Below are 24,843 nucleotides of genomic sequence, written 5' to 3' on the forward strand. Positions count from 1 at the left end.
CGTGGTTGTGGCAGCCCTGGAAGAACACGGTGCGGAAGTGGCCGCAGCTGTCGGTGATGGCCGTGCCCACGCGCTGCATGGTCACGAAGCGCGGGAACAGCCAGCACAGCAAAGGCCTGATCAACACGGGGTTCTGAATCAGGGCCTGCTGGAACTGCAAGGCGCTGCCGGCTTGCGCCAGGTAACGCAGTTCGGTGGCTTCGCTCAGCTTGGTCAGTGTGGCGGCGCTGTCTGCCGTCAAGGCATGGCTTTGTGCGGCCAGGGTGGTGGTGTTCAACCTCCGCAAGGAAGCACCGGTGACGGACAAGGGCAAAGGGCCCGGCCCAGGCTCCGGGATGGGGCCAGGCACACGCTCCGGCACCGTGATGATGGGATCCTTGATGCGGGCGTTGGCGATGATGTCGCGCAGGCGATCGAGCACCAGCACGGGCAGCTTGGGGATGAGGATGTAGAGCGGGTCCACCTCGTAGATCTCGACCGTGGCGTTGCACACGGGGAAGTCCACCACCGCGCCACCAATCGTGACCTTCTTGAGCAGCTGGCCCTGCACGAACACGGCGCTGCGCAACCAGCACAACCAGATGGGCTCGTAGATGACGAAGTCCGCCTTGAGCTCGCGCAAGCGCGGGTTGTAGCTCAGGTGCTGTTCGATGGCGCCACGGCGCATCAATTCGGCGAAGTCGGGCTCCTTGTCTGACAGGCGGGGCCCCACGAGCACACGCAAGGTGTCTGCGGGTACCGTGGCCTGCACAGGCAGCCTGGCTTCGCCCTTGTCGTTGAGCGGCGCACTGCCCAGAAAGCGCGCTTCGGAACTGAAGGCGTAGGCCATGGCCTCCACCTTCTGCGTGCTTCGGGCCACATCCAGCAGCTGTGCCTGGATCTGGATCGTCAATGGGGAAGCGGTGTCTTTGGGGTTCATGGCCATGCTCCTGAGTCAGGCATCACACAGATCGATGCAACATGGCATCGACCTCTGACTTGACTCTAGGAGCAGGCGCCTGGCAGCGCTTCCCAAACCTTGGGGGGCCAGGTGGGGTCAGGCTAGGGGGGCATGAAGCCCCCCTACTGAAGAGCTGATGGCCTCAGCTTGCCGCAACAGCCGCAGCCGTGACACCAGCCACCAAACCGGCCACAGCCAGGATGGTGATCACGATCTCTGCCGTGCTGTAACCCACCGGTACGCGCCGCACCACCACGCGTTTGTTGGTCTGGGCAATGGTGGCCACATCGGTGCCACTGCCATTGACAGGGTCTTCCTTGCTGCTCATCACGGCCATCAGAGCCAGGTCCACGGATTCGTCCGGTGGCGAGAAATCAAAATGCAGCACACGAGGCGAACCAGCGGGCAGCTCGCCCAGGGTGCCTTTGGGAGCCACCGCCTGCCAGACATCCGAGATCCCCGGGTTGGCGTCCGGATAGCCCGCCCAGAAATTGGCAGGCAAGGGTGGGATGGTGTCCCCTGTCATACGGGCCCAATACAGGCGAACCACCACCTCGGTGGCCTTGAGCGGCCCGCGGTTGCTCATCTGCACATAGATGCGTGACTGACGCCCCCGCACGAACGTTTCGTGCTCCAGTTGCTGGAAGGCGATGTAGTCGATGGGGCCGCTGCCGCTGTAGTCCTGCGTGCTCAGTGGTGTTTCCAGATTGCCCAGCAGGCTCTTGCTGTCGACCTTGATGTCCACACCATCCAGCCACTTGATCTGGTTGGGTGGGTTCAAGGGGTCATCGGCTGTGGCGTTGGTCGCGTAACGCCCCAGGTCCACGATGTTGTCGCGGATGAAGACGTCGGCGTCGGTCTGGTCTGGTACCGGGACGTCTGCAACAGGTCGCTCCCACACGCTGCGGCCCATGGTGGCGGCACGCAGCAGCCGCTTGGTGGGATGGAACTGCAGGTCCACCACCGGCACATTGGGCAGGCCATCGAGGAAGGGTTGCCAGCTGGTGCCGCCGTCCTTGCTTTCGTACACGCCGATGTGACAGCCCACAAAGATGTGCAGCGGGTCCTGCGGGTCGATGGCCAGCGCGTTGGCGAAGTTCTGTTGATGGATCAGGTGCGGTGGCTCGGGGAACTTGCCCTCCAGCCCGTTGGTGCCCAGCGGTGTCCAGACCGGTGTGGCCACATTGGTGAAGTCCACCTTCCAGACGCGACCCTGGCAGATGTGCTGTGGCAGGTTCCACGAGAGGTAGTCACTGCCATAGGCCACATACACCGGGCGATTGGGCAGTGGCGCAGGCCCAGTGAGCTTGGGCACGGCCAGGTCGGTGCAGTAGGAGCGCAGGAACTGCCCAGGGTCGCCGTCCGCCACCACATCCAGTGCTGGCGGGTTGGCTGGCGATGTCGCAGCGGACCAGGACGCATCCGTCACCTTGCCATCGGCATCGAAGGTCTTGAGCACCACCTGGAAGATGCGGCCATCACGTGCGCCCACGTAGATGATCTTGGGGTCGTTCGGGTCCACACAGACGGCGGAGATGCCCTGGTGCTGGGTGGGCTTCTTGGGCAAGACCGATGTGGCAGTCGTGAACACGGTGCCATCGGCCTGGGCCACGGCATGCCAGCTGGTGCCACGATTGTGGCTGCGCCACAGGCGCGTGGTGCCCAGGTACAGCGTGCTGGCGTTGACGGGGTCCAGGATGAAGGGCACGTAGAAGGGCTCGTCACCCTGGCTGGCGTATTCGGCGCCATCGATGCCATCGGTCACGTTGGACCAGGAGGTGATGGCGCCGGCTTCATCCGAACGTTTGATGCCGCTGAGATCGCCCGCGCCGTTGCGGTAGCAGTAGCTCGAGTACCAATAGCGCGGATCTTGCGCATCGATGCCGCAGAAAAAGCCGTCTCCATAGCCGACCAGATTCCAGCCGGCATGGCCCGCAAAACGCTGCGTGCCGTTGTCCTGGGCCCCCGCCAGCAGCACGGATTCCGCGCCTGTGTGGTGCACCATGGCGTAGTACTGCAAGGTGTTGAGCCCGCGGTTGCGCTGCTTCCAGGTGGTGCCGCCATCTTCAGACAACCACACGCCACCGTCATTGCCGAGCCACACGCGATCAGGGTGCGCGGGGTCGTAGACCACGGCGTGCTGGTCGGAGTGCGTGCCAGGGCAATCGCCATGAGGTGCAGAAATGCAGGTCCAGTTCTGACCGCCATCGGTGCTGCGCCACAAGGCCTTTTCACCGAGGATCAAGGTATCGGGCGTGGTGGGGTGAACCGCGAGCGCGAGGTTGTAATTCGATTGCTTGAGCTTGCGGGACGAGTCCCCCGGCAGTTGTCGCTTGCTCCAGGTCTGCCCACCGTCATCGGATCGGTACAGGCCAAAGAAGTCATCCGTGCCATTGGAGGCCATCAACACGTACACGCATTGGGCATTGCTGGGCGCCACGGCCATGCCCACTCGCCCCACCGGCTTGTTGGGCAGCTTGTTGCTGGGTTCGGTGTCTCTGGGCAAGGCGTCGAAGGTCTGATCGCCCTTCTTGCGGAACACGCCACCGTTGTAGCGCACGGTCACGGTGCCGCCAGCCCCGTTGTCGTACGAATCACTGGTGCCCCACCATGCAGCCAGCACCTGTTGGCCGCCGGCGTCCTGCACCAGCGCCAGCGATGACACGATCTGGTTAGCTGCGACGTTGAGCGAAGATGTCAGCCAGTGTTGACCATCGTCGATCGAGTAGAAAAGGCCGTTGGTCGTGCCCATCCACAGCCGCTTGGGGTTGCCTGGTGTGGCGGGCTCCAGCAGCATGGCACTGGTGCGCAGCATCTTGTAGCGCGTGACCACTGTCGGGTCGCCCGGCACCGGGCTGGGGATGGCCGTGACACGTGGCTTGAAGGCCTTGGTCTGCGTGTCATAGATCAGCAGACCCTGGCCATGCTGCATGCGGCCACCACTGTTGCCTTCACCCGTGCCGATGTAGAGGCACTTGGTAGCCGGGTCGAGCACCATGGCACCCACGGCGAGGCAGGCCTGCCTGTCATCCAGCGGTGTCCATTTGACGCCCAGGTCATCGCTGAACCACACGCCACCGCCGGCCGTGCCCACGTACACGTTGCCACCGTCCAGCACGATGCTGGTGACGCGGCCCGATATCGGCGCCCGGCCACCACCCTCGTCCATCTGGCCGTCGATGATGCAGTCCGGCCCCAGCGGGGTCCACTTGTTGGTGCCGCTCATGGCTGGCCTCCTGGTGCGGCTGCCTGTGCAGCGTCATCATGGGGTCGCAGGCGCAACCAGCCTTCGCTGGCCACGGGTGGATCCTGCGGCAGCAGGGCCTCCTGCGTGGCATGGGTCACGGGCAGGTTCTCCCAGGTGCTCACGTCCTTGCGATGGTCCCAGCTCCAGCTGCCATTGAGCTCGGCAGCGATGGGCATGCGCACATTCTTGGGGTCGATCAGCACAGGGCCGAACCGGAAGGTAGGCGACAGCCTGGCCAACGCATCCTGCGTCCACTCGCGCTTGAGCCCCACTTCCTTGCGAGGCAGCACGCCGCAGGTGGCGTGCACCAGCGTATGCGGCTCCACCAGCAGGATCAGGTTGACATCCTGATTGGGCCTGACGTAGATCTCGCCGCTGCGGTCCACGTAGTGATGGGTGATGGGCTGCAGGGCCGCGGGCTTGTTGAGGTCATCGGCATAGGCCGGCACATCCTCCACAGATTGAAGGAAGCCCTCCTGCTGACCAAAGGCGCGCGCCAGCTCGCCCACCGCCCCTTCAGAGCAGCGCAGCTTGTGGAAGTTGTCCTGCACGAAGTAGCCCAGCAAGCCGTCCTGCCATTGCGACAGGGAGCCCAGGCGCACCGGGACGACCTGTTCATTGGCCTTGTCCTCGTCCAGCGTTTCCTGCACCTCCAGCCGCAGGACGGCCCGCACGACGACCACGGGATGCCCGACCAGCAGGGCCAGATGCTCTTCGCCTTGATGCCCGAAAGGATCAGTGGACCAGCGGGTGGTGTCGATCACGCGCATCATGGCGCGCAAGGCGGTGTCATTGGGCAAGGCGTTCAAGCCGGCATCGGCCACGCCCCAGTCCAGCAGGCCCTGGGCCATGTCGGCCAGGAAGGGGTTGCTGATGGCCTGCGCGGGCGAGGCACCGACGTGCGAAGGCGAACCCGGTGCGTCCTCCCAGACGATGCGGTCGCTTTCGTCGCGCCGCACCACGCCCACGTCCTGCCCGTCCGGGTTGAAGAAAAGCAGGGCATCGTCCAGATGGTTGGGCATGAGGTAGCCACAGATGGGGCTGACTTCGGCGTCCTTGTCGGTCGCGGAGCGAGCCTCATCGGGGCCACCCTTGGCATCGGTGAAACGCAACAGCAGGCGCGAGGGTGCGGTGAACCGTGGCGGCAAGGCCAGCAGATCCGGGCGCCCGGTGACTTCCAGCGCCGTGCTGCGGCCGATCTGGGCGGGCTGTGCCTCTTTGGTGGCGCTGGAGCCGGCCAGATCAAGCACTTGCCCGAAACCATCGACCACCCGCATGCGGACGATGCGCATGAAGCCTGCACGCAGCACCTGCAGTTGCGCCGGATCGCGCATGGCCTTGTGCAGGCCATCGAAGCCACCGCTGAGCACGTCCATGTGCTCCAGTGCCGTGGCGATGTCGCCCAGGGCCGCACGCTCCTGGGCGTTGAGGCCTTCTTCGGCCGACTTGGGCACGATGTTGGAGATGAAGCGGCTCACCTCGCGGCCGATGTCGCTCGCATAGGCGTGCACAGCCTCCACATCCAGCGTGCCGCTGTCACCGATGCGCAGCGCATCAGACAGGGTTTGCCGGATGGCGCTCGCCATGGTCTTGCCCGCACCGGCAGCCAGGTAGCTGCGGCCTTCGATCACGATGGGCTGGACGCTGCCTTTGGCTGGCACCTTGGGCGCGGCCTCGTTGAAGTCACACTCGCCAAAGTCCCAGTCGTCGATGCCCTTGGGCGATGGGGTGAACTCCACGCGCCAATCCAGGTGCAGAGGGTTCCAGGGACGGGCAGGCGGCGCGAAGGCGACCGAAGATGGCAAGGTGCCGCCGTAAGGAGAGCGGCTGATCATCTCGCTGCTGTCCACACGGGGATCACGTGCACCCCACCAGTTGGTCTGGTGCACCATCACGCGCTGTGTTTCCGCAGTCTGCACGGCGCTGCTCATCGAGCGCTTGGCCGTCTTGTTGGCGGCCTTGACAAACGAGGGGGCACTACCCGGGCACAAGAGGATCAGCTCGTTGAGCAGGTTTTCGCATTCGGGCGGCACGCTGCCATTCATCACACCGCGATCAAGGATGTCTTCGGCATTGAAGCTGCGGTTGAGCGCCGGGCTGCGGTAGGACTTGACCCAGCTGCCCGTGAGGCGGCATCCGAGCATGGCGTCCTGGCTGAAGCGGCCATCACCGTTGTGGTGATAGGGGCGCTTGATGCCCTCGAGCACGAAGACAGGATCTTGCGGGTTGTACAGGCGAGGCAGGGGACGATCACGGTCCACCCAGCGGCCTGGTCGATAGGGCGTCTTGCCACTGCCCAGGCCGAGGTTCTTCAAGGCCGCGCTGATACCACCTTGCTCGACGCGCTCTTCTGCCGCCAGGGCCTTGCCCTTGAAATGCAGCGTCTCGAATTTGGCCTTGGGCGCCGCGACTTCAACCTTGTAGCTGCGCCCTTCGTCCATCACGGCACGGCTGGTCTTGCCGGCCTTGCTGCCAATGTTCGCCGTCTGGCGGCTCACGCCCTTCTCTTCCTGGTGGTAGTAGCGGTCAAACACGCCTTTGCCTGGCTGTTTGATGCCCCCTTCCTGCTCGGGCTCTCCCAAGGGTGGCTGCCACACGCGTTCGGTGGTGCTGCCGCCCGGTGCGGATGCGAAGGTGGTGGCATGCAACAGGGCATCCACACGGGCACGGCCATCGGGTTCGTCCAGCTCGTTGATGGCACCCAGCTGGAAGGCCTGGAACAGGCGCTCCAGTTCTGGCTCACCTTGCCGGCGCGCCACCACGGCCCCCAGCGTTTCGCTCAGGGTCTGGCCCAGCGCCACCTTGACGGTGCTGGCCGCAGGTGGCCCACCCACTTCATGGCCCTGTGCATCCAGCAAGGAGCGCTTGCTGCCACCCAGTTTGGCGGTGGGCCAGCCCAGCCCCACCACGGCACCGTGGTACAGGGAATGGCGTGGCCACCAGGCAGCGGCACTGACCTTCACACCAGTGTGTGCCTCCATGCGCCCCACCTTGCCCGCGCTCGCATCCAGCGGGCTGCTCATGCGGCGCGTGGCCTTGGTGTCGGCACGCACGTTCAGGCCCATGTGGGTGAGCGTGTCACTGTGGCGCACGGCGTGGGCCTGCGCCTCCTTGAGCATGGCGTCAGGCAGGCTCCAGCGGTAATCGGCCAGCCTTTGTTTGAAGTCCTTGAGCGAGCGCAGATCGGGGTCAGCCAGCGGATCGTTGTCCGGATCGTGGTACCAGCCGCAGACCAGGTAGGAGACCGTGCCCTCCTTCACATCGCTCAAGGGATCGTGAAACGCCATCACGCCCTTGGCATTGTCGAAATAGCCCACCCAGTTGAGCTGCTTGACCTGGTCCGGGCCCATCACCGTGACGGGCGGCGACAGCTTGCCGTCTGCGGGCAGATCGGTCTCGCGGTATTGGTCCAGCGGCACGGGCGGCAGTTGCGGCTGATCGCCACGCACCACCCAGCCACGCACCGTGCGGCGGGCGCTGTCGCGCGCGGAAGGCGCCACGCGCAAGACCAGCCAACGGTCAGGCAAGCCCGCAAACTGCAGCGGGCCCTGCGTATCCCCGGGCGCCTGACGGCCACGCGCCAGCGCATCTGGTGGTGCCCACATCAGGTAAGCGCCTTTGGGGCGAGGCTGGTCCAGGTCGGTGAAGGGCGCGGGCTGTTGCCACTGTTGCGCGTCGTTGAGGAACAGGCCTGTGCGAGCCCAGGTGCCGCCCTCCTGGCGCACCATCAGCACATCGAGGTGCACAGGCACGAGCAAGCGAGGATCACGCACCAGGGTCTCGGACCAGGTACGGGCCATTTGCATGGAGATGCCTTGCGCCGCGTTGGCGCCAAAGGCAATACGGGAGTTCGTGCTCACAGGCCCGCTCCTTTCACGGTCAACATCACTTCTGGTTCCAAAGCACGGGCCACGACCTTGAAGTCGCTGACGTACAGCCCGTTGCCTGTGAATTCCGGCTTGGCACCATCGCCCTGGAAGCGTTGACGCCAGGGCAGGTCCAGCATCTCGATGGCCATGGCACCGGCACCGTTCTGCGCGGGCATGCTGCCTGTACCGGCACCTGCGGGGATCGGCTGTGTGGCCGCCTCAGTGAGCGCCTGGCGCAAGGCCGCCACATGCACCACACGCTTGCCACCCGCACGCAGGGGCACCACCACTTCCTTGGACTTGGGCAGATCAAACGCCACGCCGGCCTGGTTGCGCCTCAGCAACGTGAGCTTGTTGCCCTCGCCGCTGACCCCGAACTGCACACCGTGATGCGGCTCTTCGCACATCACCATGCGGGGGATGCCTTCGAACAGGGCCAGCATCACGGCAGGGGCCAGGCGCTCCAGGCGCAAGGTACGAAGCTGATGGCTCTTCGCGTCTGCCGAATCGGGATCGAAGTTGCGATCCAGCACCTTGTCATAAGCACGCACGTCCATGTGCGGCCAGCCTGACACCGCCTTCGATCTCAGCAAGAAGCCTGTGATGACCTGGGCCGAGCCCGTGATCGGCGTTTCGCGTGCCACCTCGAAGCTGATCTTGCCGCGCTGCAAGCCACGCACCTGGCGTTCCGTCAGATCAAGCTGGCGGGATACCTGCGGCGCCTGCGCCTGATGATGGGCCTGCTCGCGCGAGCCGATCTTGCCGACCGCAATGGCACCGTCCACGAGGCGATCCGTCCAGGAGCGATCGAGGTAGAAGAAGCGGATCGACTCGGGCGGCAACATGCGCGCATCGGGCACCAGGTAGTCGAAGGGCACCCCGACCAGCAAGCGCAGATGCGACAGGAAGCTTTCCATATAGGGTGGCATCTGGGCATCGGGCACGGGTGCCCCGATCTGCTCATGCGCCGTCATGCGTTCGGCCAGCGTGGCCTTGCCTTGGATCCATGGAGAGCGCATCACAAGCCTCCTGTGAGATGGGTGGAGACGACCACATCGGCATCCATGCGCACCTTGACGTTGTCCATGACGCCTGCGCGCTGCAGATTCAGATGGGCCAGGCCGGCGGTATCGGCCAGCACGGCCTCCAGCGTGGTCGACGCACCCAGGTTGACCGCCTGGGGTGTGACGCTGGTGCCCAGCGGGGTGGCCATGCCCGTGAGCATGTGTTCGGCCATGGCCACGTCCTTGAGTTGATAGGCGGCGGCCACCGCCTCGGCCTGCAATCCCACCACCTGCTTTATCTGGCCCAGCCCCCAGACATCACCCATGCGGGGTGCGTGCTGGGCGATGCCGTCGATCAGCTTGATCGAGGCCATGGGCAGGACCGGGCTGGTGAGCTTGTGCGCCAGGTTGGCACCAAGGTCCACGGACACCAGCGTCTCGATGGCCTTGAGCGTGCCCAGGCGCGCCGTGAGCCGGTAGGACGTGCGCCGCCAGCGCATCAACTCCTGCGCGAGGCGGCCGTCTGCGGATGCCAGCAGTCGCCCCACCTCAAAGGCTGCGGCATAAGAGATGTCTTCCACCCCCGTCTCTGGCGACACGCGCCTGGCCTGATCGGCACTGTGATAGGGGCCTGCGGGATCACGCGTGAGCGGGAACGAGACCAGTGGCCCGCGGTAGAGCGCCTCTTCCTGCGTGCCCGCACGGGTGCCCAGCGGCACGGGCAGATGGCCGCTGTCCGACACCTTGGGGAAGGGTCCTTTGACCTTGCCGATCAGGCCCACGTCCAGACGCTGCATCAGCCCCTGAAAGTCACCCTCGCCTTCGCACTCGAAGCTCCATTTGTGCAGCACCACCAGGCGCTTGCGCGGCTTGACGGGCATCGTCAGTCGCCCTGTCTCGGCCTTGTGTGTGGCACGAACATGCTCGTCGGCCTTCTGGAACATGCGGGGCGCATCCATGCGGGATTGCGTTTCGCTCAGGCCGGTGAACTCCGGTGCCTGCTGCAAGGCCTTCACGGCCGGGGTGGTCACGGCCATGAGGTTGTTGCCCGTGTTGGCCACCAGCGGGTTGAACACCACCGGGTTGAGCAGGATGTTGCCATCAACCACGTATTCACCATACAGGCCACCGCGCATCTCGGCTGGGGGATCGGCCTGCAGCAGGTCGGTGCGCCCCTCCAGCGACACCAGCACCATCTGCGCTTTCAAGCCCGGCGTGGGCAACCGGTTGCAGACTTGCACGGCAAAGAAGCCATCGCTGCCCTCCACAGACAACTCGCGGTCATCCGGGTCAACCTGGCGCACGTGGGTGAGCAACTGCAACTCTTCGCGCGAGGGCAGGATGTCCTTGAGCAAGGTGGCATCGATGTCCAGAGCGTCCACCAGGATGTTGGCCGGTGCGCCGATCGCCGTGAAAACCTTGGATGGCAGGACCTGCTCCAGCGCCACACCTTGCTTGAGCAGGTAGTCCTCGCCCTCTTGCAGCAGCAGCAGGGCAAACCAGGGTGTGGGGTACTCGGGTTGCTGGTTGCTCAGGGCCTTGGGGTTGCTCGGTGCGGGCAGGGTCTCGGCGATGTCGCGCTCCCAGGGCAGGGTGCGTCGGCGCATCACGATCTGCGGCAACACGCTGCCAAACGGGCCCTGCGCATTGTTGGGCGGGCACACGCCAGCGATGTCACCCGGGTTGAGCGCGAAGCGCGGCCCATCGACCACGAAGTGGCGCTCGTTGCTCAGCTCGTGGTTGTGCGTGCCGGCTTGAATCTCGCCGGACACCTGCAGGCGGTAGTTGCCAGGCTTGAGTGGCGGCAGGGCGTAGTCGTAGAGGACCATCGAGCCCTTGGGTGGCTTGCTCATGTCGGTCATGACAGGATCCTTGTCTGAGGAATGCTGGTATCAGGCGCGATGGCAAAACGTGCGCGCACGTCGCCATCGGCCGACAGGGCGCGGTCGTCGATGAAGGTGGGCGGGGCATCGCCGTCCAGGCGATCGGCCCAGTCATCTGCCTTGCCTTGCAGGCCGATGACACCGCCGAGACGCCAGCCCTTTTCGCTGGCCACGCTGATCTCGAACCAGCCCTGGGCCTGGGCCTCCTGGGTGGCGCGCACGTCATACAGCACGGTGCGGCGTGTGCCACCGATCACAGCCACAGGTGGCAGGCTCATGACGGCGCCCTCGGCCGTCACGGCCAGGTCGCCATCGAAGGCGGCGGTGGCGTCCACCTGCTCCAGCAGGAAGGCCACCACGGTCACGGTCGATGGCAGGCGCGTGGTGACCGCGGTCTGATCGGCCACAGCGCGTTCTGCCGCGATCAGGCCCGTGCTGCTGAGCGTCTTGAGCGGTGCCGTGACCACCTGCGCCGTGTGCAGTGAAGCGCCACGGCCCAGCAGGGTGTGCGCGCCGACCTGCTCCAGCAGCATGCCTGTCTGCCAGCCCACCGCCGGTGTATGACCGGCTGGCGCCAGCATCAAGGTGACATCGCCCTGCTTGGGCAGGCGCTGCGCCAGCAGGCCCGATGCCCGGCCCAGGGCGCTGACGGCAACCCGTGCCGCCCCTTCCGGCATGCTCAGGGCGGCACCCCGCAGGGTGGCCATTTCCTGATCGGCGATGACGCGGCCGCGACGGTCCAGCCACACCACGCGCACGGCGCCGACGCCGCTGAGCTGGAGGCTGACGCGCACATGGGCACCTTGTTCGGTTTCCGGCAGCTCCCACAACTGCGTGGTGCCAGCCGGGATCACCAGGCCTTCACCCATGATCTGCTTCGACGCTTGCTCGAACGCTTCGGCATGACGTTGGCCCGCACTCGCGATGGCCGGATGGTGCAAGGTGCGTGCACCCTGGGCCATGCGCGTGGGCGCGGCAACCTGCGGATGCGCGGCGCGATGCAGGCGCGCACCCACCATCGACGGTCTGGCATGCGGTGCATTCATGCGCGGTGCCGTCTTGGCCTGCTCGACCTTGAACACCGTGGTGCGCAAGGCAGCAGGGGCATCCGAGGTCGGGGCCACGCGGCGGCGCATCACGGTCAGGAGGCGGGGCACGCGCAGGTGCTCGGCCATGTTGCGTTTGGCTTCGAACAGCACCGGCGCCGCCTGTGCGGGCTCGGCCAAGGTCAAGCCTGCAGACAAGGGCACCACGCGTGCCGGCGCCGACCGTGTGCGCAACTGACGTTGTGCCAGCGCGCTCAAGCCTTGTCCGCTGAGGCCCACACCCTGTCGAGCCTGTGCCATCTCGGGCTGGCTCAAGAGCTGTTGAACAGCCTTGTTGCGGCGCACCGGGTCCCAGCCCACCGTGAGGTCGAGCAGCTTGTTGGCCGCCACACCGATCGGGATCATCTCCAGGAAGAGGAAGTCTTCCGGATGCCTGAAAGGCAAGGGCAAGGCGTAGTGATCAGGCAGATCGTCCACCGCCTTGCTGATCTGGATGACCGCACTGCGACGCACGAACTCCGCGACACCCTGCACCTTGAGGCCTTGCAGGCGATCGATGTTGTTGGCCGCCGCCTTCACATGGCGCGGGTCCACCCAGTGCCAGGTGGCCTCAGGGAAGTGGCCCGCCACCGGTTCGATGATGAAGCGGTCGCTGTCGAGCGTGATGGTCTGGATGGCATTGCCCACCACCTTGACGATGCGCAACTCGTGGATGCTGGTGACATCGGCATACGACTGCGGGTTCATCGGCGCCAGCGAGATCGGGCCGCTCAAGCCCGCAGGGCTCTTGACGATGCCATCCTGCCAGCGGAAGCGGTTGGCCGCGATGGTGGATTCGGATTCGAACGCGAACTCCACGCCGATGCGCCATGGGGCCTCCAGGGTGCCCGGTGCAGGCTCGGCCCCAGGGGGATCCGTGGGCAGCAAACCGGCGCGCAGTTGCACATCCACGGCCGAACGCGTGTCGTCGGACGTGAGGTACTTGGCCTTGAAGACATTGAAATCTTCGATGTAGTTGATCTTGTGGGCCTTGTCGCCGAAGTCGATGTGCACCGTGACGATGAGGATCTCGACTTCGACATAGCCTTGCAGCGGTGGCCCTTCGATGTGCACGCTGGCACCCAGGCTGACACCCACTTCACCGAAGATGCCGGTGTCGACCGAGGCCCCGATTTCGATGCCGGCATCGAACATGTAATAGAAGGGGTCCCAGGCCACCAGCACATCCAGCCAGGTCTTGAACCAGGCCTTGACGGGGCCACCATGGAAGCTGGCTTCCAGACGCCCACCGGCCATCACGGCCGTGGTGGTCAGCGCGAAGTAGTTTTCGCCCTTGATGACGATGGCGTCACTCACCGACCAGCGGAAGCCCAGTCTCGGCACCACGGGGAAGTCGGCTGGCTTGTTGAAGGCCTTGTGATAGCCGCCCAAGGTGAGCACGAAGCGGCCCGTGCGGAACCACAGGAAGAAGGCGAAGCCGCCCGTGAGCTGGCAGGAAGGATGGAAGAGGTAGGAGCGGTCTGTCAGCTGGGCCTGCACGGACAGCAGCCCTTCCTCCGTCGAGAAGCGCGCCTTCAGAGCCAGCTCGATCTGCGCGATGGCGAAGTCGGCCGATGGCAGGGACATGCGGCTGAGCCCCAGCAGGCCGATCTCCAGGCCACGGTCCAGCGCCACGTACAGCACGGCCGTCGAGTTGACCAGGGCAAAGGTCGAGAACTTCAGGCCTGCTGCCAACCAGAAGCTGCCGCGACGTGGCGGGATGCTGGTGCCCATGTCGCGCAGGGCAGACATGGGGTCATTGGCAAACGCGCTGTTGTCGATGGCGGCCACCAGCGGGAAGCTGGGCAGCAAATTGAGATCCGAAGGCGGGATGAGCGCCCGGTTGAGGCCCACGCCACCACCCAGCCCCAGCACGAAAAAGTACGGCGGCCCGCCCAGGGGAATGGGCAAGGACACGAAGACAAAGAAAGAGACGTATTCGCCCAGCTCGTCACTGGGGCGGGCATACGAGCCGATGGCGGTGAAGCCACGCCCGCACACGTCCACCATCAGGGCACCGTCATAGGACACCGGTGGCCCGAAGTTCTTGAGCAGGCCACCCGACAGCTTGACGGGACCAGCCTCCAGGGCCACGGCCATGCCCGCCAGATCGAGCCCCCACTGCGAGGCATCACCCAGCTTGGTGATGGGGATGAGCAAGGTCAGGTCATCGACCTGAACAGCCAGGCTGCTGACCTTCACGCCGCCATCGAGCAGCAGGCCGATCTTCTTGTCGCCCTCGAACTTCTTGACGCCAATCTGTTCGATGTAGATGGGGCCGAACTTCTTCTGTACCGTGATCCACAAGGCACCCGACTGGCCACCGAAATCAAGGTAGAAGCCCTTGCCATCGCGGTAGCCGACCAGCACATCGGTCTCGGGGCTGACGGCCTGTTTGTCGCCACCGCCGCTGCCACCATCCGAGCTCAGCAAGCTGGAGGCCACCGGGTTGCCGCCCCCGCCGCTGCCACCGCCCGACATGCCCTGAGACAAGGGCAGACCAAAGCGGGCGATATCGGCCTCGAAGCCCCAGCCACTGGTCTGAAAGCCGCTGTGCAGCCTGGCATTGAAGAAGACGAAGGCGGCTACTTCACCCAGGCGCACCACGCTGTCGACCAGCGGCTTGTCGTTCTTGTCGGCAAAGCCCACACCCAGGCCCAGCACCTTGAGTTCGGGCTGGAAAGTGAAGGGCGCGAGTTTGAAAATGTCGAAGACCAGGCCACCGTTGTCCGGCGCGGGGCGAACCTTGCCGCCGGGCATCTCGCCGGCGTAGATGGTGAGCTTGTAGTCGCCCACCTCGATGGGCAGGTGGCCGCTGAGGCGCACGCCCAGCTTGCCCGCCGTGGGCGAGAAGCCGATGGTGAGCTTGTCGTCCACCTTGATGCTCAGGCCCGACAGCAAGCCCTGCAGGATGCCGCTGATCAACACGGGCAGATCAGGCAAGGCCATCTTCGGATTGCCACTGCCATCGGTCAGCCCGGCCGACTGCAGGATGGTGCCGATGGTGGGGCCCGAGGCCCACAGGTGCACACTCTGCTGTGGCTTGGTGGCACGCACCAGCACCTGCGTCACCAGCGGCAGCAGCCAGTCTGTCGCCAGGTTGCTGGCCAGATCGCTGGTCGTGATCAGATGCGGCGCCTTGAGCAGGTTGATTTCCAGCGGAGCGGCCGCATCGACATCAAAGGGCCTCACGCGCACGTCCAGCCCTGATGCACCCAGGGCCACACGCAAGCCCGGCGTGGCATCGATGCCTGTGAGCGTCAACAGCTTCACGCCGGCCGCGATCGTCATGGCCGGCGCGCCCATGGCAAAGCCACCAGAGAAGCTGAGCACCACTGGCGCCGAGGCACTGAACTGCAGCGCCGTGGCACCGATCGCAAATGCCGGGCCACTGGCATCCCAACCCAGGCTCATCTGCAAGGTGCCGCCACTGAGCCCCAGCGTGGCCAGGCTGGGTGGCGTCCAGGTGATGAGGTTGCTGCCCGGCGCGATCGAGAACTGCGCCGCCCCCACAACCGCATTGAGCAGGCCCGGTGCTGCGCCCAGGAAGGCGGTGCGCACGCTGCCGGTGATGCTGCCGATGGAGCCCCCCGCCAGCAACTGCCCCCATTGCTGCGAGCGCGCCACAAAGGTGCCGCTTGCAGTGTCATACAGATTCAGTGCGGCAGCCACTTGCAGCGCCGTGGGCTTGATGGCCCCGCCATTGCCCAGCGCCGTGTTGAGCTGGTCCAGCACCGAAGGCAGCAGGCTCTGGCCTATGCCGGCCAGCAGGGCCCCGAAGCCACTGAACTGAGGCAGCAGTTGGATGGTGGCGCCACCTGTGGGCGTCACGGCCAGGGTGACGCGCGCCATGGCGTCCACCCCGAAGGCGATCGCCAGGCCGGGGAAGGACCCGACCGCGGGGATGCTCAGGCTGATGCTGCCACCGGGGTGGGGGTGCAGCAACTCGTCGATGGTCAACTGGGCATTGAGGCCCAGCACACCGCCCAGCGGAGAACCGGTGGCCAGCGAGAACTGCGGCTGCGTCGTGCCTGACACGCTCAGGCTCAGGCCACCCGGCAATTGCAGATTCGGGCCAGCCTGGCCCAAGGCCTTGGCGATGGCATTGAGCAAGGTGGCCAGGCGCGTGCCATCCAGGCCCCCGCTGCCATTGCCGAACGAGCCCGCGCGCGAGAAGAAGCCCGCCGGATCGGCCACCAGGGTGTCGAGCGCCGCAATGCGATGCTGGGCGCCCAGCACCCCACGCAGCATCAGCGACACGCCTGAGGACAGCAGGAACCTCGGCAAGAGATCCGACAGCAGGCCTTGCACCGCCGTGGCGCTGGGCGCAGGCCATACGGTGAAGGGCGTGGCCAACCAGGGCGAGGCCGCCACAGCCACCTCGGCGTTGCCGACATCCACAGCCAGGGTCACGGCACCCAATGTGGCCTGGCACTGCCCCTGGGGCGCCATGGTCTTGAGCTTCAGGCCCACATCAAAGCCGATGCGCAGATCCGGGCCGGTCGGATTGACAGGGGTGTTCCAGTGCCGCTCGCCTTGAAGGCCGACCTGCCAACCCAGCGCACCACCGAGATCTCTGGCGTGCGCCTTGAAGGCGCCCAGCGGCAGGACAAAGCCCAGCGCGGGATCGGCGCGCAGGCCCAGCCAGCCCACCAGCGAGCTCATGGCCGCCATGAGGCGCGGCTTCAGGAAGCCAAAGGCATCGGCTTCGATGGCGCTCAAGGCGTCCAGCGACAAGCCCAGTCGACCCTGCGCGTTCACGGCCAGCAAGCCGATGGACTGCAGCGCATCGCCCAGCTCGTCCATCCACGATCCCACCGCCACGCTGTTGAACAAGGACTCGACCGCCGCGCCCAGTACCGGCAGGGCCAGGGGGTGAGCGGCGTCCAGCCGTGGCAGCGTCGGTGTGTGGAAGGCCGCATCCTGCGCCAGCACCTGCACGCTCGGATGCAACTGGCCATCGGGGCCGCGCACGATGCGCAGACCCAGCTCGGCCCGCCTCAGGCGCACGTCACCGATGGCCTGACCCAGGCCTTGATGCGACTGCGGCGCCCCCAGCACATAGCCGCCGTTGGGATCCTCCAGGACCAGCCTGGCGCTCAGGCTCTGCGCAGGCCTGCTCGGTTCGGCCACGCCAGACCGCAAGGCCCAACGCGCCAGATCGGCGCGCACGAGCACGCGGGCCTGCGCCTGGGCATCCAGTCGTTCGCCCAGCGCCAACTGCACACCCACGCCAAGGTGCGTGGGCAAGGTGGCACCTGCCCCTGCGCCACTGGCCAGGCTTTGCAGCCCCTGCTGGATCACACTGAAGGCGTTGCCGCCCACACGGCTGCCGAGCGCCAGGGCCGGCACGCCGCCCGTGGCCAGTGAATCCGTGGGCGCAAAACTGCCGATGGGGAACACGTCCGGCACGGGCAGATCGCCTGGCGCCGCCGCAGCCTGCCAGCCATCCAGGGCGGCGAGCAGGCGTGTCAGCGCATCCCTGGTCGGCCCCGCTGCCAGAGAGGGCAGCCATTTGCCGACCACGCGCAGGGCCTGGGCCACAGCAGGATCACGCAAGGCCGTGAGTGCCGCACCCCGGTGCGGCGTGCCGATGGTGATCAGACCCGACAGCTTCGCAGGCTGCGTGGCCGCAAAGTGGCGCGCGGCGATGCCGGCGGTGGAGTGCGCCACGATGAACAGCCTGGCGCCCGGGCGCAGCTGGCTCAGTCGCGTCACGATCCGATCGATCTGCGCCGCCAGTTGCGGGTGGTTGCCCACACCGTCGTCCTGCAGATCGGCCGTGTAGACGCGCCCCACGGCGGTGACACCATCCAATGCGATGGTCAAGGGATCCACGCCGGGCTGACGCAGATTGAAATGCGTGCCCGCCACCACCGAGCCCGGATCACGCACTTGTGCTTCGGCCTTGAACGCCGACCAGGTACTGGCCTGCGCAAAAGCCGGGTGCACGAGCAGGACCACCCGGTTGGCCGCGACGGGCTCCCACACGGCGATCTGGTCCAGCGCCTGATCGATCAGCGCTGCATGCGATGGCTGCAGGTGATGCGCCACCAGCGGCACCGTGGCACCGACAGACCAGCCGGGGGCGTCCGCCGGGTCAGGTTGCTGGGAACCGATGGGCACCAGGCCATCCGTCTCTTGCAGGGATTGGACGAGGCCATCCAGGCCTGAGCCCAGGCGCGCGATGTCGGCACCGGTCAGCGCATCGGCCAGGGCGGGCACCAGCGCGACGAGCGGCTGCGCAGCGCGCAACAGCGTCTCACCGCTGCCCGTGCTGATGATGGCCGACGCCAGCGCCCCGGCCCAGCTGGCGGGTGCGCCTTGCGGGTCCATCCACAGCAGCAGCTCGGCATGCGGCGTGATGCCCGCGTGCTGCAAGGACAAGCGCCAGGGGTCGTCATACAGCCCCGATCCCTTCAAACGCGGCAGGGCGGAAGCCAGCTCGCTCGTACCGCCAGGTACTTCGGCGGCCAGCAGCCCACTCAACCAGCGCAACAGCAGCGTCAGATTCGGGCCTTGCGCACCCGCGCCTTGCACGATGCGATCCAGGTAGCCACGCAAGGCGGCCGCCGGGTTGGTGAAGGCCAGTTGCGGTTGAGCGGGGTCAAACAGCAAAGGCCAGTCGGCGGGCATGCCCGGCAAGCGACGATGCAAGCCCATCAGCCCACCCACCACTTCACCGGCCGGCCCGCTCCACTGGCGCAGGCCCGCATAGATGAAGGCGCTCAAGGTATCTTGCAACGCGCCCATGGGCAGCGGCAAGGTGGCGGGCACAGCCAGGTTGTAGGGCACGGCAGGTGGCAGCACCAGGTTACCGATCACGTGGGTATCGGGGCCCAGTGTCAGGGCCAGGCCATCGAGCCGGGCGTTGGCCACCAGGCCGGTACCCGGTTGCCAGCGAGCGACGAGCCCGATGCTGGACGCAGACAAGCCCAGCCCATCGATGTTGGCCGTGGGCAAGGGCGACAAGCCCACCGAGGCCTCCTGGCCCCCCATCAACCAGACCTGCCCAGCCCCCGAGGCGGGCAAGTCAAAGCCCAGCACATCGGCACGCCAGTTCAACAACCAGCCCGCCGCCGCTGCGTTCAAACGCAACCCCACCCGCAGGCGCGCGGTGGGATCGCCTGGCGTGTGATTCCAGGCGGCCAGCGACACGGTCAAGGGGCCTGCACTGGCCAGCGTGATCAGCCACGGTGAAGCCGGTGTGCCAGAACCTGTGAAGCCCCCCGCCAGCCCTGCCAGACCGGCCAGCTCATTGAGCAGGTGGCCCCAGTGTGCAGTGGGGTGCGTCAGCACCGCCCGGTGAAACTGCCCGAGCGCACGCGTCGGCGAGGCGACCAGATCCTGCAGGTTCAACTGATGCGGCCACGAGGCCGCAGAGCCAGGCTGCCCCATGCCGATCAAGGCCAGCAAGGCATTGGCAAAGGGCGACTGGCCGTGCCCCAGCAATTCGCGCAAGGCCGTCTGCAAAGCCGCGTTGGCCGCATTGGCCACCGAATCCGCATGGGTCAGGTCAATGCGCTCGTGCGTGGTGCCCTGGAAGGTCACGTTCAGCAGCTCCAGCACAGGCTTGAGCTGGTTGGTGGTGCCGTCCCACACCACACCGGCCTGGGCGCGCTGGATGGGCAAAGCCGATCCTGCCGGCAGGAGATCGCCCGTACCGCCAGGCGAGCTGACCATCAAACGGGCGGCAGGCAGCACCTTGGTGGTGCCCATGCCGGACAGGGGAATGGCCAGCAAGGTCACCATCGCATCCAGCCGAGCTGGCGGCGCGGGCACCGCGGGAGCCAGACGCAAGCCCAGCGACACATGCATGCGACCATCGCCCTTCGCCAGGGCCAGCTTCAGCTTGCCCACACTGCCCAGGTTGGCCAGCAAGAGCGAGGTTGGCGAGGCCAGCGTGCCGGCGCCTTCCGGCACCTGCACGGCACCAAACAGGGCAGAGAAATGCCCCAACCATGCAGTCAGGTGCCCGCCATCGAGCACACTGCCCAGCCAGCTTTGCAAGGCAGCCGGCCCCTGCGTGATCTGCGCGAAGGGGAAGGCCGGCACATTGCTGTCGCCCACGCCCAGCAGGCCCAGCACATGCATGACCACCGCCGCAGCAGGCAAACCACTGAGTTGCTGGCGCACCAGGGCCAGCACGAGCTCCACCGCGTCGGAGCCCAGCGTGGCGGGGTCGAGCTTGAGATCGCGCGTGCCACCGTCGTCCAGGCCCATGCCTTCCATGACGATCTCGAGGTGCGGATCCGTGCCGGCCTGCGGTGCCCACACCAGCCCCACACGGATGGCCGACAAGGTGATGGGATCGGCCGGCCGATGCAGGCCCAGGGCCACACGCAGGTTCAGCGACAAGGGGGCCGAGGCCAGACCGGCCACCAGCTCTGGCGCCGCCGCGCCGAACTTCATCAAGGGCACGTGCACCTTGAGCGCCGCGCCAGGGTGGCCTCCAGCCGCCTCCCCGTGCACCTCGCCAGCCAGACCCAGCACCACACCGCCACTCACGGGCTTGACCGTGACATAGGCATTGCCGCGGGTCTGCGTGCCCAGCAGGGGGTGCCACTTCTCGCCAGCGGGCAAGCCGCTGATGGCAGCGGGCGGCACCACGCGATCGAGCAGGGACAGCAGCGCATCGCGTTGCGTGGGGTTGCTCAGGATGCGTTGCAGTCTGTCGAAAGCATGTTCAAACCAGGTGCTGTCAAAGTCGCCCTGGGCGTTGAACAGGCCCAGGGCCTTGGCTGCGTCGATCAGCTCGGGACTGAGGCTCATGAGGCGGTCCTCGGTGAGTGTGTTCGGTGGGATGAAAGCGCGTGCAGCCCGAGGTCACACCGGATCTCGAGCTCAAGAGGCTTCAGCGGGAATCGGAGACGGGATCGGTGGCCACATCGGGTGCCGCCGCGCGCGCGGCCAGCACATGGCGCTGCAACAAGGCGGCCTCGGCGGGGTCGGCCACATGCAGCGACAACACCCCGTGCTCGGCAGCCAGGCCGAAGGGCAGCTTGTTGAGCCGACCGGCGTACTCCTGCACGATGCTCAGCAAGGCCGCCCAGACAGCGTCCTGCAAGAGCTTGCCCCAACGCCCGACCAGCAAGCCCTGCCCGCGAGGCAGCTCCTCGGTCACCGCCAGCAAGCCGGCCTGATCCCGGCTGGCCGCCACGGAGAAAGGCATGACCAGGGCCTCACGGCCGGTCTGGTCGCACGCCAGATCCAGCGAGACCACGATCAAGCCGCTGCGGAGCACCACGCGCAGAGAGCTCAGATGCAGCAGGATGTCGTCGCCAGCATCGGTCCAGACCACCGCAGGTGGAAAGCCGAAGCCCTTGGCGGGCAAGGACGAAGGGGGGGACAGGCGACGCGCGATGGCCGCGGCCATCGATACCTCGTCCATGCGAGGCGCCAGTTCGAAACGGCGCTTGGGCGACAGCCTGAAGGGCCCGGTCTGAGCGACAGCCATGTGAAAGCCCTCGCTCAGTGATGTTTGTTCTTGTCTTGTCGCGTTTGCTGGCGCCCTGACTGACCTTGCATGCGCCGGTGGCGCCAGATCATCAGGATGCCGCAAACAGGAATCGCAAACAGCAAGGCTTCGAACCAGCCGCTGCCATCATCGGGCGACCAGCCCAGAATTTGTTCAATGAAGTCCATGGAAATACCACTCCCAGATTTTCCAATCCGGGAGATCCTGCCGACGCGATACGCACGCCGCTATCCCTAACTCGTCAAACCTGTGGTGGCACCCACACGCATCCCCCCTGTTTGGAGTAGGCCCTGCGCAGCCTGGGACAGCAGCGCGGCACGCCTTGTCTGGGCGTCCCGGGCACGATGGCGGAGTTGCGCCACCAGTTCCGTTCGCGCGCGTGACGGATGGCCCGCGTCGAAAGGCGGATCGGGGTTGTACTCGATGGCCAGTTGAATGGACTCGGCCACGTCCTGACCACGCAACTGCGCAGCCAGGTACAACGCGAAATCGATACCTGCCGTCACACCACCGCCAGTGATCACCTTGCCGTCGTGCACGATGCGCGCGTCGGTGGGGACGGCGCCCAGCTCACGCAACATGGCCAGCGACATCCAGTGCGTGGTGGCGCGACGCCCCTGCAACAGGCCCGCCGCCCCCAGCAACAGCGCCCCGGAGCACACCGAGGTCACGTACGAGGCCTGGGCACCAGCACGCCGGATGAAGTCGATCGTCGGCCTGTCGTTCAGCAAGGGCGTGACACCGTAGCCACCTGGGACACACAGCACATCCAGCTTCGCCACCTCATCGCATCGCAATGTAGGTGTCAAGGGCAGGCCATGCTCGGTGATAACCGGATCCAGGCTGTGCCAGATCAGGTCCACGCGTGCGTCAGGCAAGCGGCAGAACACCTCGTAAGGACCGATCAGATCCAGTACGGTCAGTTGGGGAAAGAGCAGCAGGCCGATGTGCGTCATGTTGGTTCCTCTCGTGGCGTCAAGCCGGTCATGAAGACGTGCACGACATTCTTGAGAATGCCGGGATGGCGTGAATGTCAAATTACATTGAAAATCTGCCAATCAGAGATTCAGCCCATGCGCTCAGCCAATCGCCCCATCATCGACATCGTCATGGTCGTCTTCCCCGACTTCCTGCTGCTGGACGCCACCGGGCCTCTGCAGGTCTTCTCCATGGCGGATCAGGAAGCGGCCAAGGCGGGCCGCTCGCCTCGGTACCGCTTGCGCACGGTATCGCGCGAAGGCGGCTTGATCACCTCCTCCAGCGGCCTGGCCGTTCAAACCACCCCCTTGCCGCGCCCAGCCAGCCTGAAAGGCGCCACGCTGTTCGTGGCGGGTGGCGAGGGCACCGAGCGCGCCATGCAGGACAAACGCCTGATTCGCTGGCTGCAACTTGCCGTTCACCACGTGGGCCGTTGCTGCTCGATCTGCACGGGCGCATTCGTGCTGGCTCAGGCAGGCTTGCTGGACGGGCGGCGCGCCGTCACGCACTGGCAGGACGCGCCCCTGTTCAGGCAGCGCTTCCCGCGGGTGGCCATGCTGGATGACGCCATCCATGTGCACGATGGCCATCTGCATACCTCGGCGGGTGTCACGGCGGGTATCGACCTGAGCCTCAGCCTGGTCGAGGCCGACCACGATCGCGCCCTGTCCCTGCGCGTGGCCAAACGCATGGTCGTGCCATTGCGGCGAGCGGGCGGGCAACGTCAATTCAGCGCCGCCTTGCTGGCGCAGGACACCGATGGGAACGACCTCGCCAGTCGGCTGACCAGCTGGCTCCAGCCCCGCTTGAAGCAGACGATCAGCGTCGCCGACATGGCCAGTGCCGTGTCCATGTCCGAGCGAACCTTGCACCGCCAGCTGATGGACCAGACCGGGCAAAGCCCGGCGCGCTTGCTGGCCCGGCTGAGACTGGAGAAAGCCTGTGCCCTGCTCGAGGGGGGCAGGGCACCCCTCAAGCGCATCGTGCAGCAAACCGGCTTCGGCAGCGAGTACAACCTGCGGCGCACCTTCAAGCAGGTACTGGGCGTCACACCGGGTGACTACATGTTGCGCTTCAGCTCCGGGCGAACCCGTACATGACGCAGGTCCTGTTGCGCTCTGGTCCGGCATTTACGAATGATTACGGCGATGCAGGCTCGGCTGCGATTAATGTGGAGCCCGCATTCAAGGAGCCCCACGCATGACGACCCGGATCACATCGTTCGCAGCGCTGCTGAGTGGCTCGCTGCTGGCGTTGTTGTCCATGCCTGCCCAGGCCGGCTATGCCGTCCTGGCGCTGGCGCCGCTGCATGAGGCCCATGACAGCTTTGGCGAACGCATCAATGCACAAGGCGCCAGCCTGGGCGAGGCCTATGTGCGGCAGAACTGCCCTGTCAGCCAGTGGATGAACTGCCTGATGGATGGCTACGTGCCCCGTCAGCCGCGTGCAGCGTGGTGGTCGGCTGCGGGTGGTCAACCCATCTTGCTGCAGTGCCTGAGTAACAGGATCAGCATGTCAACAAGTTGGGACATGCCCTGCGAGGTCGAGGGCATGAATGCGCGCGGCGTGATGGTGGGCCGCAGCTACGCGCCCAAAGGCGCTTTCGAGGTACAGACCCGACCGGTGTTGTGGCTGAGCCCCGATGACAGCCCGGTAGACCTGAGCGCTCAGTTGCAAGGCCTGCCGGCCTACACGGCTGCGCGAGCAGTCGGCATCAATGATCAAGGCTGGGTGTTGGGCCGCGCACAGTCAGCAAGCGCTCAGGCGAGCGACTACGCATTCCTCTTGCGAGACGGCCTGGCCTCCGTGCTGCCTGCGGCGGGCGCGCTGTCGGTCAAGGCCAAGGCGATCAATGCCACCATGGCCGTTGGGGATGGGCAATACGACCGTGGCGGCCAGTCCGGCGTGATCCTGTGGACGCTGGGCGGCGCGACCCACACCTTGCGCACGGTAGATGGCGCGGAGAACTATGTGTACGCGCAAGCCTTGAGCACGGCAGGCCATGTGGCCGGCTTCTACTGGGCCCCGGCCAGCAAGCAAGGCAACCGCGCCTATGTCTGGTTTCAAGGGCGCGCGCAAGCGCTGCCTACTGACACCGGCTACAGCAGCGTGGCCTACGGTGTGAATGCCGCAGGCCAGGTGGCAGGCAGCCATTGCCGCACCGACCAGGACATCCACGGCTGCCGTGCCGTGGTCTGGACCAATGGCGTAAGGCAAGACCTCAATACGCTGGCCATGCCACCCGCCGGCTTCACCTTCGTTCAGGCCAAGGCCATCAACGATCAGGGGCAGATCACCGGCTGGATGGTCAATGGCAGCAAGGTCTATCGCGGCTTCGTGCTCAAGCCAGACCGATAAG

11 protein-coding genes are annotated in these 24,843 nt (G+C 66.0%); 2 read left to right on the top strand and 9 right to left on the bottom strand.

The annotated features are described in order from the left end of the window. The 9 genes from VFW93_RS01295 to VFW93_RS01335 form a co-directional block, all read right to left on the bottom strand. Positions 1–919: hypothetical protein (locus VFW93_RS01295; protein ID WP_329692186.1), on the bottom strand; the 919-nt coding region annotated here is incomplete at its 3' end. A 163-nt stretch (positions 920–1,082) separates the two neighbouring features. After that, positions 1,083–4,166, bottom strand: a complete 3,084-nt coding sequence (locus VFW93_RS01300; RefSeq protein ID WP_329692187.1) for a hypothetical protein — start codon at positions 4,164–4,166, stop codon at positions 1,083–1,085. Next, on the bottom strand, positions 4,163–8,047 hold the full coding sequence (locus VFW93_RS01305) for a hypothetical protein (RefSeq protein WP_329692188.1): 3,885 nt from the start codon (positions 8,045–8,047) through the stop codon (positions 4,163–4,165). Before VFW93_RS01305 ends, VFW93_RS01300 begins: the two co-directional genes overlap by 4 nt. Beyond that, a complete protein-coding gene (locus tag VFW93_RS01310) occupies positions 8,044–9,075 on the bottom strand; it encodes a hypothetical protein (RefSeq protein WP_329692189.1) in 1,032 nt (343 codons plus the stop codon). The genes VFW93_RS01305 and VFW93_RS01310 overlap by 4 nt, the downstream gene beginning before the upstream one ends. Further along, on the bottom strand, positions 9,075–10,922 hold the full coding sequence (locus VFW93_RS01315; protein ID WP_329692190.1) for a hypothetical protein: 1,848 nt from the start codon (positions 10,920–10,922) through the stop codon (positions 9,075–9,077). Before VFW93_RS01315 ends, VFW93_RS01310 begins: the two co-directional genes overlap by 1 nt. Beyond that, on the bottom strand, positions 10,919–20,800 hold the full coding sequence (locus VFW93_RS01320; RefSeq protein WP_329692191.1) for a DUF6603 domain-containing protein: 9,882 nt from the start codon (positions 20,798–20,800) through the stop codon (positions 10,919–10,921). The genes VFW93_RS01315 and VFW93_RS01320 overlap by 4 nt, the downstream gene beginning before the upstream one ends. Before the next feature lie 82 nt (positions 20,801–20,882). Further along, entirely contained in the window at positions 20,883–21,485 is a 603-nt protein-coding gene (locus tag VFW93_RS01325) for a hypothetical protein (RefSeq protein ID WP_329692192.1), read from the bottom strand. Positions 21,486–21,499: 14 nt separating this feature from the next. After that, entirely contained in the window at positions 21,500–21,673 is a 174-nt protein-coding gene (locus VFW93_RS01330; protein WP_329692193.1) for a hypothetical protein, read from the bottom strand. Positions 21,674–21,739: 66 nt separating this feature from the next. Next, positions 21,740–22,462, bottom strand: coding sequence for a DJ-1/PfpI family protein (locus VFW93_RS01335; RefSeq protein ID WP_329692194.1), 723 nt, complete (start codon positions 22,460–22,462; stop codon positions 21,740–21,742). A gap of 117 nt (positions 22,463–22,579) precedes the next feature. Between VFW93_RS01335 and VFW93_RS01340 the strand changes: the two genes are divergently transcribed. Together VFW93_RS01340 and VFW93_RS01345 are read left to right on the top strand one after the other, a co-directional pair. After that, complete coding sequence (locus tag VFW93_RS01340) at positions 22,580–23,584, top strand: GlxA family transcriptional regulator (RefSeq protein ID WP_329692195.1); 1,005 nt, start codon at positions 22,580–22,582, stop codon at positions 23,582–23,584. 100 nt (positions 23,585–23,684) lie between these two features. Beyond that, positions 23,685–24,842 carry a hypothetical protein gene (locus VFW93_RS01345; protein ID WP_329692196.1) on the top strand — a complete coding sequence of 386 codons (1,158 nt, stop codon included), beginning with the start codon at positions 23,685–23,687 and terminating at the stop codon, positions 24,840–24,842. The last annotated feature ends 1 nt before the right edge of the window (position 24,843 follow it).

The organism is Aquabacterium sp. (assembly GCF_036279675.1).
In the GTDB taxonomy this organism is placed as follows: Bacteria; Pseudomonadota; Gammaproteobacteria; order Burkholderiales; family Burkholderiaceae_C; genus Aquabacterium.

Excerpts from the sequence above, each read along its gene's own strand:
- VFW93_RS01300 (WP_329692187.1), bottom strand. The coding sequence starts at position 4,166 with ATGAGCGGCACCAACAAGTGGACCCCGCTGGGGCCGGACTGCATCATC.
- VFW93_RS01310 (WP_329692189.1), bottom strand. The coding sequence starts at position 9,075 with ATGCGCTCTCCATGGATCCAAGGCAAGGCCACGCTGGCCGAACGCATG.
- VFW93_RS01315 (WP_329692190.1), bottom strand. The coding sequence starts at position 10,922 with ATGACCGACATGAGCAAGCCACCCAAGGGCTCGATGGTCCTCTACGAC.
- VFW93_RS01320 (WP_329692191.1), bottom strand. The coding sequence starts at position 20,800 with ATGAGCCTCAGTCCCGAGCTGATCGACGCAGCCAAGGCCCTGGGCCTG.
- VFW93_RS01325 (WP_329692192.1), bottom strand. The coding sequence starts at position 21,485 with ATGGCTGTCGCTCAGACCGGGCCCTTCAGGCTGTCGCCCAAGCGCCGT.
- VFW93_RS01330 (WP_329692193.1), bottom strand. The coding sequence starts at position 21,673 with ATGGACTTCATTGAACAAATTCTGGGCTGGTCGCCCGATGATGGCAGC.
- VFW93_RS01335 (WP_329692194.1), bottom strand. The coding sequence starts at position 22,462 with ATGACGCACATCGGCCTGCTGCTCTTTCCCCAACTGACCGTACTGGAT.
- VFW93_RS01340 (WP_329692195.1), top strand. The coding sequence starts at position 22,580 with ATGCGCTCAGCCAATCGCCCCATCATCGACATCGTCATGGTCGTCTTC.
- VFW93_RS01345 (WP_329692196.1), top strand. The coding sequence starts at position 23,685 with ATGACGACCCGGATCACATCGTTCGCAGCGCTGCTGAGTGGCTCGCTG.